The organism is Spartinivicinus poritis (assembly GCF_028858535.1).
GTDB lineage: Bacteria > Pseudomonadota > Gammaproteobacteria > Pseudomonadales > Zooshikellaceae > Spartinivicinus > Spartinivicinus poritis.
This window is the reverse complement of the sequence record NZ_JAPMOU010000037.1, coordinates 40,858-56,623: the sequence shown is the minus strand read 5'-3', so window position 1 is coordinate 56,623 and position 15,766 is coordinate 40,858. Positions and strand designations below refer to the sequence as shown.

At 38.7% G+C, this 15,766-nt stretch carries 11 protein-coding genes and 1 pseudogene; 4 read left to right on the top strand and 8 right to left on the bottom strand.

Going from position 1 to position 15,766, the window contains the following annotated elements:
- The 4 genes from ORQ98_RS21585 to ORQ98_RS21570 all read right to left on the bottom strand — a co-directional run.
- Positions 1-713: hypothetical protein (locus ORQ98_RS21585; protein ID WP_425347700.1), on the bottom strand; the 713-nt coding region annotated here is incomplete at its 3' end.
- A 67-nt stretch (positions 714-780) separates the two neighbouring features.
- A complete protein-coding gene (locus ORQ98_RS21580) occupies positions 781-2,988 on the bottom strand; it encodes a DUF6531 domain-containing protein (RefSeq protein ID WP_274690899.1) in 2,208 nt (735 codons plus the stop codon).
- Between the two features lie 655 nt (positions 2,989-3,643).
- Positions 3,644-3,886, bottom strand: a complete 243-nt coding sequence (locus ORQ98_RS21575) for a hypothetical protein (protein WP_274690898.1) — start codon at positions 3,884-3,886, stop codon at positions 3,644-3,646.
- Positions 3,887-3,967: 81 nt separating this feature from the next.
- Complete coding sequence (locus ORQ98_RS21570) at positions 3,968-4,135, bottom strand: hypothetical protein (RefSeq protein WP_274690897.1); 168 nt, start codon at positions 4,133-4,135, stop codon at positions 3,968-3,970.
- Between the two features lie 415 nt (positions 4,136-4,550).
- On the opposite strand from ORQ98_RS21570, the gene ORQ98_RS21565 reads away from it, so the two are divergent.
- From ORQ98_RS21565 to ORQ98_RS21555, 3 genes are all read left to right on the top strand, one after another.
- Positions 4,551-5,960 (top strand): sigma-54-dependent transcriptional regulator, encoded by a 1,410-nt coding sequence (locus ORQ98_RS21565; RefSeq protein WP_274690896.1) that lies wholly within the window; start codon positions 4,551-4,553, stop codon positions 5,958-5,960.
- On the top strand, positions 5,950-6,993 hold the full coding sequence (locus ORQ98_RS21560; protein ID WP_274690895.1) for a sensor histidine kinase: 1,044 nt from the start codon (positions 5,950-5,952) through the stop codon (positions 6,991-6,993). Before ORQ98_RS21565 ends, ORQ98_RS21560 begins: the two co-directional genes overlap by 11 nt.
- Before the next feature lie 793 nt (positions 6,994-7,786).
- Positions 7,787-11,212, top strand: coding sequence for an ATP-binding protein (locus ORQ98_RS21555; protein WP_274690894.1), 3,426 nt, complete (start codon positions 7,787-7,789; stop codon positions 11,210-11,212).
- A 337-nt stretch (positions 11,213-11,549) separates the two neighbouring features.
- Here ORQ98_RS21555 and rimK read toward each other — a convergent pair whose 3' ends face one another.
- The 3 genes and pseudogenes from rimK to maoP all read right to left on the bottom strand — a co-directional run bounded on the left by rimK (position 11,550) and on the right by maoP (position 13,621).
- Complete coding sequence (rimK, locus tag ORQ98_RS21550; protein WP_274690901.1) at positions 11,550-12,527, bottom strand: 30S ribosomal protein S6--L-glutamate ligase; 978 nt, start codon at positions 12,525-12,527, stop codon at positions 11,550-11,552.
- Positions 12,528-12,566: 39 nt separating this feature from the next.
- A pseudogene (locus ORQ98_RS21545) lies at positions 12,567-12,980 on the bottom strand (ATP-dependent zinc protease family protein); the annotation flags it as partial.
- A gap of 287 nt (positions 12,981-13,267) precedes the next feature.
- Complete coding sequence (gene maoP, locus ORQ98_RS21540) at positions 13,268-13,621, bottom strand: DUF413 domain-containing protein (RefSeq protein WP_274690893.1); 354 nt, start codon at positions 13,619-13,621, stop codon at positions 13,268-13,270.
- 101 nt (positions 13,622-13,722) lie between these two features.
- Here maoP and ORQ98_RS21535 point away from each other — a divergent pair, with 101 nt between their 5' ends.
- Positions 13,723-14,589, top strand: coding sequence for a LysR family transcriptional regulator (locus ORQ98_RS21535; protein ID WP_274690892.1), 867 nt, complete (start codon positions 13,723-13,725; stop codon positions 14,587-14,589).
- 135 nt (positions 14,590-14,724) lie between these two features.
- On the opposite strand, the gene ORQ98_RS21530 is transcribed toward ORQ98_RS21535, so the two are convergent.
- A complete protein-coding gene (locus ORQ98_RS21530) occupies positions 14,725-15,627 on the bottom strand; it encodes a hypothetical protein (RefSeq protein WP_274690891.1) in 903 nt (300 codons plus the stop codon).
- Positions 15,628-15,766: the final 139 nt, after the last annotated feature.

Sequence of the window (15,766 nt, the reverse complement as noted above, 5' to 3'; positions counted from 1 at the left end):
TCAAATGCCTGGCCACTAGTCCGTTTAAGCGGGTTAATTATGGATAAGCGGTTGCTGTTCGGGTCGTAGGTAAACGTGGTTTTCTTACCGTTGGCACTAACGCTTTCAATAATTCGGCCTAGCTCGTCGAATACTTGTCTATGCTGCTTGGCTATGGTGCCGTTCATGTATTTAATGGTTTGCTTGGTGATATTGCCCATATCATCAAGCTCATACTCGATACGCTCCCCTAAGCCGTTATACGTCGCCTTTAGCCTAAAAAATGCATCGTATTCGTAGTTAGTCTCAGTACCATCTGGCCGGTTAATTTTGGTGACTAAGCCAGTAGCATCATCATAAACATAAGTAGTGGTTAAATCGCCAGCACTGCTTTTTAAAGTGCTAGTTTTTAAGCGTCCTTGCTCATCATAAGCAAGCTTGGTAACAATGCCATTGACATCAATTAGAGTCTGAGGCAAGCCGTAATAGTCGTGAAAATCCTTACTTTCTGTTGTATGGCCTAATGCATTAGTAACCTTAGTTAAATTACCTTGCTCATAGTCATAAGTGGTTATGTCCTCTACATCTTTCCGAGGACCGTCAACGGTTTTAACCTGGCCGTGGGTGTCGTAGGTGTAGGAATAACTGAGTATTTCGTTTTGCTCCGCGTTTGCGTGAACCATAGGAAGTGCACTGGTTAGCCCCAATGCAACAATTAATTTTTTATATTTCATGTTTAACCTAATTTATTTTCATTAATTATCTGGCATTAAATTAAAATCATTCTTTTATTAATTAGCCTTACCAGCCTACTTTTAAGCGTCCATAACGATTGGTTGAGAAGTACTTAGTGCCGTTTGCAAAATTCAGCTCTATATTATTGCTAGGGCCAGTGATCTTAATGTAACCATTAAGAGAGCATCTTGAAGTAATGTTGCTTGTACACCTGCACGAGCTATTAAAACTTAAAACATGCTTACCTTCGTCTAATAAAATACGGCTATTTTGAACAGGAATACCATTAACAGTGATTGGATTCTCTCTGCATGACCAAGCTCCGAAGTTGTACCAGGAACGAATATGAAATGATTTCAACGGTTTGACATCAGGTGGACCTGTTTCGATAGGCACTTCTATAGGTTCTTCAGGTTCTACTGGCTCTTCTGGTTCCACTAGTGCAGGATCAACACTGCCGTCATGAGGGTTAATTTGATGGTCACTATTTATTTTTTTGCGAGTGATTTTATTGTGGACTCGCCCTTCATCATCATAAGTAAAAGCTTGGGTTTTGTTGCCCTGGTTAATGGTTAGTGGAGTGTCAAATGTATCGTGCCATGTTGTGTAGAAAACTCTTTCTTGTTCAGTTCCTTCTGCCTCAACTCGTTTAACTTCTAGCCCTCGCGCATTATGTTGAAAGGTAGTTTTATTGCCTTTCCAATCGGTTTGCGACTTAATCATACCATTAGGGTAATAGGTATAGTTTTGGTTGGCTGCTATACAGTTTTTTGACTTATGGCCTTCAACTTTGGTGATGTTGAAAGCTGTTGGGTAAACCTCATAGTGATAGGTTGTTTTCTTCCCTAGCGGGTTGGTAACAATCGTTTTATTTTCCTTAAATTCATACGTGAACTTATTTACAACTGTTCCTTCCCCTGTCTTTTCTCCAATTTGGCTATAAGCAACTCGTCCTTCTTTATCATATCCGTAGCGTGCCAGCTCTTTATTGTTTTTTAAGCGTTTGGTCAGTGCATGAGGGTAGCGGGAATCATCAAATTTAAATTCGTAAGTATCGTTTTTGTGGGTAATGGTGCTTAGGTTGCCTTTGCCATCGTAGCCAAAACTAACCACATTATCTTGACCAACCAGGGCTAAAGACTTAACAACGCCATTGTTTAGCTGCACATCAACCGCAGTACCATAGTGATCTTGTACCTGGCTAATTACACCACTACTTGTATAAATTAACTTGGTGACGAACCCTCTAAACTGAGTGATAGCCGTTAACTGCCCTCGACTGTTAAAGTGCAGTTTTCGCTTGCTAGTTGTGTCTTTTAACACCCATCCATCAGTGGCTTTTACCAGTTCAAAATTGACATCAATACGCGCCCATTTATGACCTTGTTTATATAGGTGCAAAATCTGGCCGTCTGGCATTTGGATTACTGCTTTGTTGTCATTAACAGTGACATGGGTATCAAGTAGTGATGTGCGGTTTTTACCGAATAAACCGCTTACAGAGGACTTACTGTTGTAGTGAATCGTATTGTCTATTTTTATATCAGCTAACGGTAGGTTAAATGGCTGGTATTTATTGCCTGTGGTCACGTTGACGGGATTATTTTTAAGGTTACCACTACAGAGCTTGTCGCCTAATTCCTCCTTTTGTGGTCTTTCAAGCTTGGCTGTTGCTGGTACTTCTGGTGGCTCTACATTACCGAGATCAACTTCATAAATTTTTACAGTATTTAATAAATAGACTTTGCCTGAGTAACTAGCGCCACTACGGTAAGAGCAGGATTTTGATACTGTACCATTGTAGATATTTTGATTTTGTCCAAAATAATTATAATCAATGATAGCCACACGGTCGTCACTGAAATAAGCTCTAATACCCCTTTGTCCACCTCTTTTTATAATATGGGGACAGCCTCTAATGTCTGCATTCCAAACATAATTGACAGCTTCTGGTGACTCTATAGGTTGCACATAGGGTCTAAAAGCATTATCAGCATAGACCCAGTAACGCTTACCATTTGCGCTGCCTGCTTTTAAAAACATTAAATTATCAGCAATAGATCGGCGGCCATAAACTTTTCTTGCTTCTACTGCCGCCCAATTTAGAGCTTGTTTAAAGGTAGGAAATGGGTCTGATTTTACATCTCCAACTGCAATATTATTTTTTATTATGGCTTTGGTTGCCACAAATCCCGAACGTGCATAAGTATTATTAGCTGAAAATAGCAATGAGGTGCCTAAGCAAAATAGCGCTAGGCTTATTCGCTTCTTCATAAGAATAAGTTACCTTTTAACTTTTATTTTTGGTTGTTTTTAATGTTGGTATTGTTGCTTATAGCGTCTAGTTACTGAGTAGTAGATATTTGTGACTGCACATCCATCTATTATTCTCCTATACCAAAGTGCAATTTCACTTTAATGTTTTTAGCTGATTAAGGTATTGCATCTTTATTATCCAATACCACTGTTTACCGCGCCAAAGTGGTCCTGGATGACTGGCCAACCAAGCCACCGTACGTTGATATTCGAGGCTTATAATATAGTGGTGGTATAAGTATCAACAAAGGTTACCGCCCCAAGAGCAACTTCGGTTTTTTCTTTCCAACTTTTATTATTTTTTACAGCTAATATTTATTAACTGGATAAAGCTTTGCTGGTATGAATAATTTATGCACTCCCATGCTAAGGAAGTGGATGATATCTGCTTAGATGGTAGGAAAACTGCTGTTAAAATATAATTCCTTTTCATAATACACCTAGTAATTAATTCTTGAATAAACGATCCAATATCTACTGCTTAAAGACCTGGTTATTATAGCTCACCTGCACCTGACAATATCAGGTGAAATCCTTCACTATTGTAAGACAACTTACTACTAGATACTCCATGTCTTACTTCACCACAGGTATAGTGAAACTAAGTAAATATTTATAAATTAAGTATCGCTTCTGCTTTCGATAAATTTTTTTCTCTTTTTAATGCAAAGTAAGCATGCATTAATTTTTCATGCCTTTTATTGCAGGTTGCATGGTATGACAAAAGACCTAGCGTTAAACTATTACCTTGTTTGATAGGCTGTTTTTGCTCTTCTGCTTTTAGTTCATCTAATATCCACTTTAGTAGGTTCGACGAACAACTTTCAGCGTTGTTATTGGTTCTTACATATTCCACTGGCTATTATCCCTCAATTTACTACACCCTGTATACACTTTAAATAAATCTTTTAATTTAATTTACACTCATTTATCACATTCATAGTTGATAATTTCCTCCATCTTTCCAGCCTTTTATAGACACCACCAGTACAAAAACGACAGTAATCACTAGATTCCATAGGTTTCCCTCATTAATCAAGCTAAGTGCTAAATAAATAGCAAACATGCCACCAATAGCGCTTAGCACATCAAACATCCATTTCATTTTTCTAAATCTTCTACATTAATTGGTACACAGTTAAGTAGCTATCAACGACTGGCCTGTTGATAGTTTATTGTTTCTACTTTTATTATTTTTAACCTGAGCAGTATTATAGTAACGTCAATAGTTAATAAGCTCTATCACACCACACTCGTTTTATTACTACGACTGCCTTTAACTACTATTTTTGCTTTCCTCATTATTGACTCAGTAAGTAGGTGCAGCTTATTATTCCTACAGAAATATATAAGGCAAACAATGTGCCAAATTATAAATATTGCTATAGACTAGTATTGAAGCGCTTGGGGATTACTTAGCACCAGAATAATCCAAAATATTTAGTGTTCGAAAATGAACGGTTAGCGTTCGATACCGGACACTTTGACCTGGAAAAGCCAGTACATGGAGTAACAGAACGTTGAAAGCACCAATGAGCAAAGACAATTTATCCAGCATTCTTATCGTTGACGACGACAAAGAAACACTTACTTCCGTCAAACTATTACTTAACTCGTCTTTTGATATCATCCAACTTTGTGATGAGCCAAAACAGATACCAACTTTTTTAGATAATACAACTTATGATGTCGTTTTACTAGACATGAACTTTTCGCCTAACAGTTGTACAGGTGCAGAAGGTCTTTATTGGCTCTCTGAGATTAATCACATATCTCCAGAAACGCGGGTTATTATGATGACCGCTTATGGCGAAGTTGACCTTGCCATTCAAGCCCTGAAAAGCGGTGCCAGTGATTTTATTGTAAAGCCTTGGGATAAGACTAAATTACTGGCTACAGTAACCGAAGCTTACAAATTCAAAACCTCAATTAAAAAATGTACGGAAAATGTAACGAAATGTAAATCAGTTAAGTCTCACCTTCGTCAACCCTCAGAACAACCGATAATTGGTCAGTCACCTATAATACAACAAGTGTTGAATACTATTTATTTGTCAGCACCAACAGATGCCAATATTTTGATTTTAGGTGAAAATGGTACAGGTAAAGGGTTAATTGCCAGAGAAATACATCAACAATCGAGTCGCAACAAATCATCATTTATCTCCATTGATCTAGGCACTATTGCAGAAGGTCTATTTGAATCAGAACTGTTTGGTCACAAAAAAGGGGCTTTTACCGGCGCTACCCAAAATAGAGTGGGCCATATTGTTGAAGCTAATAAAGGTACTTTGTTTTTGGATGAGGTCGCTAATCTCCCCACCCAACTTCAAACCAAATTACTCAGCGTATTATCACAACGGGAAGTAAAGGCTATTGGTGCCAATCAAAGCAAGTCGGTTGATATACGAGTGATTGCCGCTACTAATTTACCTCGATCAGAGCTATTGGATAATACTCGATTTCGGCAAGATCTGTTGTATCGCCTGAATACCGTTGAAATCACATTACCCGCTTTAAGGGAAAGAAGTGAAGATATCCCCCTCTTGGTTGACTACTTCTTGGATATGTATTCACTTAAATACAACCGCTCAAAACCTCATATTTCAATGAAAACACTCAAGGCATTACAACGTTATTCCTGGCCTGGCAATGTTCGAGAGTTACAAAACAGTGTTGAGCGAGCTATTATTCTGAGCAACGAATCTGAACTATTTATTCGTGACTTTCAATTAGCAGCCAGCCAACCCAAAACTGAAGTTTCTATAAAAACACAAGCGCAAACTCAACCCCTGGAATTGGGCAACCTGGAAAAGCAGAGAGTAAAGGACGCCTTACAAAAATACACTGGCAATATTTCTCATGCAGCAAAAGAACTAGGGATATCCCGTGCAGCACTTTATAGAAGGATCGAAAAGTATGAACTCTAATATCTACAATCTATGTCAGACAAATAAACAGTCAAGCCCTGTCGATTCTCTTGATCAAGTACCAGTTGCACTATTAGCTGTTTATTCAAATGAGAATATTAAGCTACTCAACAGAGAAGCTTGTCTTCTTTTTCAGGAAGAGCAACTGGGAGGCACGCCAGCGCTAGATAGTACGGCCCAACAGGATATTATTAGTATCCAGCCAAATCAAAAGACCTTATCTTCAATCACTCTGGCTGATAAAACTATTCCAGTAATACTTTTGGCAAGTGAAGCTCGAAACAGTGAAGTCAGCAAGATTGTTTCAGTGCAACCTATTCAACAAGAGCTAGACATGCATGAAGTGAATGTTTGGCGAAATATAGCTACCTTATTTTGCCATAAACTGGGAAACATCATCACACCATTAGACATCTTTAGTAGTGCACTCAGTCAAGGACTTCCAGATAACCAAATGCAGCTTGAAGGTGTCAGCATTGAACAAGTGATGGGTAATATATTAAGCTCCACTAATAAACTAAAACTCTATAATAATGGACTGCAAAAAATCATCTCTCAACCTTCACCACGCTTTCAGAAAATTAACTTAAACTGGCTGCTAGGCACAGTTAATGATATCTGTGGTGAGTTGTGTATCGAACACAAAGTTACCCTAGTCACTAACCTATCTGATAGTAACCTAGAGATTCAAGGCGACCTTGTGTTACTTCAAGATGCTTTAATCCAGTTGGTGAATAACGCAGTCGACGCACTAGCCAACACAACTCATGGAAAAATCGAGTTGAACATCTTGCATACAGAACAAGGCAAGTCCGTAATAAATATAGCGGACAATGGGCCGGGTATCCCCCAAGAACTGATAGATAAGTTATTTCTGCCGCTATATTCAACAAAAGGTCACGGCAAAGGAGTTGGCCTTGCAACTGTACGACAAGTCATACATATACATAACGGAACTATCACTGCAACCAATAATAAGACAGGTGGTGCTTTATTTAGTATCGAACTCGACTGTTTAATAAACAACCAATAAATAGTATATCGGCTGAAAAGCTGATCTCAGCCAAATTAACGGAGTAGGCATATAGCTTGCATTTTTATCACTCTAACAGCGAGATAAAAGTTGAGTTAAATATCCTGCCTCTGCCTTGTAATAACGATACAATGAGGCTTCAGTATTAGAGTAATCACACAAAACAACTGTGCCTATAATTTAGACTATTTAATATTAGTTAAATGCTTGATTAATCATAATTGGCTTGGTACTGTGTAGATCTTATTCATAAAATAGTAATATTGCTCTCAGAAAGCCAACGTGATTGAAAAGGAGTTTTGATTTATTTAATCGCAAAAATGATAACTATTGGATTGTTAGTCAGTGATAAGTAGATGAGCTGCAAGTGATATGAGTAAATGCTGCTACTCAGATAATAGTCAGGGGTAAACTGCACCCCTTAAAAATCGTTTTCGGCAAACAGCAACCTAGGCTTAATCGAATAATAGCTAAACAACGTGAATTTTTCGATCTTACTCTCTTTACTAACGCTCATCGCCATGTAACTGGAATGTATTTCCCATGCTATTTCCTCCTTTTGAGTAATAATTAAGTTACTTATATAGAGTATGGCATGTTACAAATTAGCACACAATCTTAACAACTCAATAAATCAAGACTTAACAAATGGTTAAGTTCATTTTTTCTGTTTGTTTATACTTACTCTTTATGAAAACTTATCAATTAGGATTATTTAGTAGTACTTCGTTTCGTACTGCCTAAATTAAGTAAACACTAAGCATACTATAGACATGATTCAGAAGGAACTTATATGTCCAGTATTTATACTGACAAGCTATTAAGGCAGTTTGGTCGCACGGATGGTTTGTTAAGCGGCGGCAATATGGCAACAGGCCTAATTGTCTACTGCATTATTGCCACAACAGAGGGATTTGGCCGAGAAGGAATTGTACTTTCTACATTTTTATTATTTTTTTTATCAGCAATTTTAGAAATCCCGACAGGGTATTTAGGTGACCGCTTTGGCTGGAAGTTTTCTGTTAGGTTAGGTCTTTTCTGTGATTTTGCAGCCACCTTGTTTTTTAGCTTAACGGTTATTTGTGCAATTTACGGCTTATATACTCTAATGTTAATTTTCTTAGCCTTGCGCCAGCTTTGTAGTGCACTTAATGGTGCATTTACCAGTGGTTCATACCAAGCAGCTTATCAACGTTGGTATCAAGACAAGCTCAAGGAAAACGATAGCTCAATCAATAATGCCCCTCCACTTTTTCTTTCCAGCTACAAGTACGGTATATTGATCCGTTTAGGACTACCATTATTTGCACTTGGACTTGGCTTATTACTACAAACAAAGCAGTTTACTTATATAGCAAAGGAATATGTAACACTTATTCCTTTAGGACTAATCTTATACATTCTTATGATTCAAGTCTTAGCCTACTTTAAAATGGCTAAAGACCTGAATTTTAAAACCATATCTATTAAAGATGGAAATTCAACCCAAAATGTAACAGTAACTAAGTTATTTTTATCCGCACAAGCTACATTACCTGTTTTATGCACTTATGCTTTTGCTCACCTTTTTTTACAAGTTACTTACATGTTTTTAATTGGTGAGTCTTACTATCTATTTAAGGATGCTGATCTACCTCAAATATTAGTTTGGGGCGGTGGTATGGGAGCTGCTGTTATCAGTAGTTTTTTAGGAATAGCTATATCTCGCTTTTTTATTCCTTGGTTATCTATACAACCAGGCCTTCGGGCTATTCGATGGCTAGGTACTCTCGCTTTAGGTTTTTTATCAGCGGTAGTAGCAATATCTTTTTACAGTGATATTTCAACAATTGCCAAACTTTCCTGTATGTTCTTAGTGATACTAATTGCGGACCCCATTTGCTTTGCCTTACGTGCTGAAATCACCTCTGATAGCCATCGTTTTGTTCCTGATGAATTTAAAGCCAGCTGGTTTAGTGGTGGCTCCTTACTAGCACGATTAACCTACGCAATGATTGCCGGGCTGATTTTAATTGCAGGGGTACCCCATATGGGTATTTTTGTCATGATGTCAGTATTGGGGGTTATTGGTGCTGCCCTCGCTGTAATTAACTATAAAAAAGGAGAAAACGTCAGTAAATTTGAGCGTGCCAGCTTAAAAAAATGCTTAGGGATGGTGATTGGCATTATGTTCTTTATTGCCAGTTTTGTCGTATTTTTAAGCGAAACCTGGTACTTCGTTAAACAAGCCACTGAAGCACAACGTCAGCAAGACCAGGTCATTACAGAACAATATGCTGGACAGTTCTCTCTTATAGAAAATACCTCGCAAGCCAGTCAATTGCTCCATTCACTTAACATTATGGCAAATGTCGACTGCGTAGACATTAATATTGATCTAATTCAACAAACGTCTTGTGATACAAGCCAATCAACTTATTCTGTTTCTAAGGATATCTACTTCAACTCACTGATTAAACAAAATCAACGGGGTTCATATACCATTTTTTTTAATGACTCAATAATCCATCAAAAAACCTTAAAACACTTGATTATTGTGGCAACTATTTATGTTGCTTTTGTTCTCTTGATGTTTAGTATCACCTACCGCATTGTCAAACGTATCTGCAGTGAAGCCACGATGGTGTTAGATATTGCCATGGATAAGACATCAGACAAACTCAAGGATACTAATGGCGAAGAGCGTTACTTTATTGATGAGTTTGCCATCATGGCCAACAAGTTTAATGACTTTATTGAAAACGAAAAACGTATGGCCAATTTGGAAGGGATTAACCAAATGGCGGCACAAGTGGCCCATGACATCCGCTCTCCCCTCACCGCGCTGGAACAAATTGCTGAACATTCTGCTGAAGCGATTCCTGAACAAAACCGTATAGTTCTTCATAGTGCAATCGAGAGTATGAGTGATATTGTCAATGGTTTGTTAGTCGTTGAACGAGAGCAAAGTGTTGATAAAGATCCCGCCAAACAACAAATTTCCAAACAGTTGCTATCTACCATCCTAGAGGAAGTGATATCAGAAAAACGCATTCAATATCGCCGCCAAACTGAGGTCGCTCTTCAACTGCAAATTGATAGTGATGCCTATGGTACCTTTGTGAATATACATGCCAACTCGCTACGACGAGTGCTGTCTAATTTACTCAATAACTCAATAGAAGCCATAGGTGAACAAACCCAGATTAGTATTCAAATAACCCTGAAAGTATTAAACAATAAGACAGTCATTACCCTGACTGATAATGGCCAGGGCATTCCTAATGAGCTTATAGATAAAGTCTTAGAGCGTGGGATCAGTATGGGGAAAACAGGTAACACCGGTTTAGGCTTGTCTCATGCTAAATCAACCATTGAACTATGGAAAGGTAAATTTACTTTAGAGTCCAACCCTGGTGTTGGCACACAAATTACGATTGTCCTCCCCATCCAGCCTGCACCTGAATGGTTCTTACCCTTCTTACTACTACCCGCTAATGCACAGCTAATGGTGTTAGATGATGATGCCAGTATGCACAATGTTTGGCAGAGCCGGTTAGCCTCACTGCCATTAAAGGAGTCTTGTATTGATGTATATTACTTCCGTAATGAAGCACAAATCGGGGAATTTTGGCAACAACAAAAAGATGCTAATCGTCCTTTGGTCTTATTATCTGACTACGAACTACTAGGGGAGTCCAAAACTGGATTGGATATTATTGAAATGATCCCCGCAAACGCCAGTACTCGTATTCTAGTAACCAGCCATTATAAAAGTGCCAATGTACAAGAACGCTGCTCAAAACTAGGGGTTAGAATTCTACCCAAATCCTTAGTAAATTGGCTTTCCATTGAGGTAGCCCCATGGGAATCCGTTCGCTACGATGCGGTACATGTTGATGATTTTAAAACCATACGAACGGCTTGGAAATTAGAAGCCCAATTAAACGGCGCAAAACTACTGTCACTATCCAGCCCAACTGAGTTTGAGCAGTATGCTGAGCACATAGATAAAGAAACCCCTGTTTATATTGATGATGAGTTTTTAGACTTTCCCATCAGAGGCAGTGAATGGGGTAAAACTTTATACGAATTGGGCTTTAAACGACTCATATTAAGTACCGGTGTGGCTCCACGAAATGCCGATGAAATGTATTGGTTTGAGTCAATTTCGGATAAAGAGTCACCATGGACAAAAGCCAGACAAAAAGTCGAACTGGAAAGAGAGAATAGCGCTTAATATTATTTAGTTTTTGAACGTTGTCGTAGCACTTCAATATAATAATAATGGTCTGATTGATGACTATTTTATATGAAGTGCTGCCCCCTCATAATGGTTACTTCCCTACTCTCACTTTGGCTTAACTTATTTTATACAACACACCTTTTTATTTAAGCTTCTCCTCAGCATTAAAGCACATCATTTGTTTTTCTTATATCATACTGCATTTAAATTATTTATTTCTTAAACATACTCATTCTTAAATACATTACTTTTTTAATAAATTTTAAATAACTGCAGAGTATAAGTGGCTTTCTTTTAAAAGCCACTTAAGAATGCTTTAAAAGCTTTCTAATTACACCTGCTCAGTTTCCAGGTTACTTGGGATCACTGCCTCTAGCATTGCGGGCTTCCAATTTAGTTTCTTTTCGATGGCACGGATCATTTCGCCAGCAATATCTCTGCCTGTGGCAGTTTCGATGCCTTCAAGCCCTGGTGAAGAATTTACCTCTAAAAGCAACGGGCCTTTATCTGACCGAATAATATCGACACCCGCTACTTTTAAGCCTAGCGTTTTCGATGCTTTTATTGCTAGTTTCTTTTCTTCAGCCGTTACCTTGACCACTGACGCAGTTCCTCCCTGATGGATATTAGCTCTAAACTCACCGGGTGACGCCTGACGCTCAATGCTGGCAACGACTTTGCCATCAATAACAAAGCAACGTAAATCTTTCCCACTGGCTTCTTTAATAAATTCCTGCACTAATAAATTTGCCCTGAGTGATTTAAAAGCGTTAATCACACTTTCGGCTGCTTTTTTAGTTTCAGCCAGCACCACCCCTCGTCCTTGTGCCCCTTCCAACAGCTTAACAATCAAAGGCGCTCCACCCACCATTTCAATCAGATCATTAGTATCCATGGGGGAATTGGCAAAACCAGTGGTAGGAATATCTAGCCCATTTTTTAACAGCAGTTGTAATGAATATAACTTATCTCGGGACTGGGTAATGGCTTCAGCCGAGTTTAACGTATAGGTATCTAAACTTTCAAAATGGCGAGTTAACGCACAGCCATAAAAAGTAACACTGGGTTTAATTCTAGGAATGACCGCGTCAAGACTACTAAGTAAGTGACCACCTCGATAATGTACTTCAGGATTTTCCGCATCAAGCTTCATATAACACTGCTTGATATTAAGAAATATCATTTCATGGCCACGTTCTTCCCCCGCTTCCATTAAACGACGGTTACTGTATAAGTCTGGATTACTCGCTAATAACCCGATTTTTAGCCCACTCGTCTGGTTTGAGGTAGCGCCATAATACTCATTCAGTTTGTCTGTACTCAGTTCTCCTAAACAAAAGCTACTGGAAGGATCAACCAGCATTCTGCCAATCATTGCCTCCCGTCCCAATAGCATCCGATACCCCATTGAGTCACGATTAGCCAGCGTTAACTCGATAGGCCATTGCTGGCCATTAATATTTAGTGTCGTTTGGATGACATAGCGCTTTTCGCTAATACCTGTGGAGCTTTTTATTGAGCGACGATCAACAACCTTAGCTTCACATCGAATCGTGACTTTACGGTTATTTTGTAGTGGGTGTACTTCAAAGCTTACCCATGGCTCTGTGCCCTTCCTAAAGGTATTAATATTAAATGCATGTAGCGAGGAGGTTTTAGCACCGGAGTCAACACGTGCCTTGACTGCCGGAATGTGAATGTCAGGAAAGCTGCACCATTCTTCACTTCCGACAATCAATTTGTTGAATTCTCCATTTGTCATCTTTAAATGGTCTCCAGTGATTTGGTTTTCATATAAAAATTTTAATAAAGAAAACCAGTGTTTGATCACAAACACTGGTGTGATGATAGTAAGAGCACCTCTAATAATTGTTTACAGCCTCTGCGCAAGTCGACAGGGTCTATTAGAGGTAGCCTAAGAAACGATAGAACAGAGCTGAATGCTAGCCCAAGAAGGGGAAAGAATACAACAGATATAATGTGGCCAATTAGTATTGGCCACACACTATTTTTAATAGTGGCTATTTACATAACCATTTTCATCGTTACTTAGCCATATTCTTCAATACTATCGTAATAAGACCGACTGTGATCACAGTAGTACACAGAGCTAACGATTGGAATATCTCGGGTCTTGTTTAAATACTTAAGCCAGGTTTTCTCATAAAACGTCTCAGCCTGTTTATGACCATTGAGCACATCTAGCAGCGCCTGCTCCTGCTCAGTCTGAGGCTCTCTAATGCCTGTACTTAGTTGATTCAGGCTTCGACCATAATAGCTTAGAAAGTCAGCCTCACTAACCGAGAAATCACCACAACGGTGAAAACCATGGAAATAGTTTACATCGTCAAACCACGCAGCATTGCTGCGAAAAAAACCAGTAAGATCATATTGCCCTTTCATGTCACACTACCCATAAGTAAGACATACCCACTACACTGACTTTTTAATCACTAATGGAAATTCTGTAAAATGAAATTTTTTTCTCGTCAGGAGTAATATTTGTGGATACAGAGCTGCTCAGAACCTTTCTTGAAGTACAGAAAACTCGCCACTTTGGTAAAGCAGCGGAAAACCTCTATTTAACCCAGTCTGCGGTTAGCGCCAGAATAAGACAGTTAGAGGTACACCTAGGCGTACCTTTATTCAGTCGTCATCGCCACAACTTAAAGCTCACACCTGGTGGGGAGAGGCTATTGCCTCATGCTGAAGCTGTGCTAACTGCTTGGGAAAGAGCCAAACAAGTTGCAGTTATCAACGAAACCCAGCAAGCACAAATTGCTATTGGAGCTACACCCAATGTGTGGGATATTCTCTTACATGAAAACATTAACCGGGTGTTTGGTAGTACCCCTAGTTTAGCTATCCGTGCAGAAAGCTTGAGTACTGAGATAATTCCAAGGCGCCTATTAGAAAGGTCTCTGGATCTGGCCATAATACTAGACCCACCCAAAGTTGATGAACTGTCGTATGAAATGCTGACAAGCTTAGAGCTTGTATTAGTAGGAACCCACATCGCCTACCAAGATGGTAAACCCCAAATAGACCGTTGGGTTATGATGGACTGGGGAGTACGCTTTGGTATCGAGCTTAGTAAACAGCTAACTAACCCGCCTCCCCCTATCCTCCACACCAACAACACTCGAATTGCATTAGACTTTTTATTGACCAGTGGAGGCTGTGTTTATTTACCTGTCAGCTTAGTCAGCCAGTATATTGAGTCTGGCGCTATCAAGGTATTTAAGAATGCCCCGGTTATTACCAGACATATATACGCCGCCTGGCACCTTTCTTCCGATTATCTTGAACAAATTGAGCAACTGACCAAGCAAATTAAAGGATATATTTGCGCGCCTGAGACAAAAAAGTGACTTAACAACAAAAGTCACTTTTTTAATCCACACTCTTTGCGAATAATTTTAAACCTAAAAATGCTTCATAGCTGGTGTATATTTTTATTATTTTTTTACAACTGAAATAAATCGTTGCTGATCAATAAAAATTAATTACTCACAAGCTATTCCAGGCACCACCCATTTATTTTCAGTACCATCCGGATTCTGCTTACATAAGCCTTTAGAAAACAGGTTTTCTAGATGATAACCAAAGCTGGTAAACTCAACCAAGCTTTGAGTACTTTGACGGGTTTGGTTGCCATACCGACCCAGTTCACCCAGCATAATAGAAAAATTAAAGCCTGTTTGCCCTTCTACAAATTGCTGGTCTGCTTCTTGTAAATTAATTGTTATTGGCCCACGTGGTCCTGGCACTGTAACATTTAAATATTCAACATCATATTTCCCATCAAAAAACTTCACTTCTTGGTTAAGCTCTGTTGGTGATAGGAAAGTCATCGCCGTTTTATAGTCTGTTACCTCAAACGTTTGAGATGCAAGGCCCCGGTTAACTGTAATTTTGCCAGGAAGAATATCATGCAAAGCTCGCATTACGGCTTGTTCTTCATCTGAAACACTGCCACTATTTGCTACTTCTGGCAGTGATTTACCACTAAACCGCTGGTATGACTCTTTTACCATACTAATAAAAAAGGTAACAGTTGCTTTTCTGGCAATTTCGTGAGCTTGCTCTTCAGTAAACCGTCTGGACATAAGCAAAGATGTTTTTTGCCCATAGTAAAAACTCACTAAACTCTGAGTAACTGTAAATACAGCGGCATTACTTGAGTTTTTACTATTACCACCCTGCCTGATTCTTTCACCATTGCCATAATCAAAAATAGTACTTAAATCAAATCGACCATTTTCTTCGTTGGTTTTCGTTCTTCCGTTCCATTGAAACAAGTCGTGTGAAGCAAGCCCCATTACTCCTATATCTAAAACCCGAATTGGCTCTTGCGCAAAGCTAGTAGAACAAAAAAAGGTTGCTAAAAAGGCAAGTTTTTTTTTCATTTTATAACCTGTATTCCTTGGTGATTAAAGTAAGAGCACTTCTAAAAAATCAGTGTTTAAAAGTGCCATTAATTAAGGAAGCCAAGCTTATAAAAAATGATTCTCATTTACAATAAATAAATGTAACCAAGTGTATCTG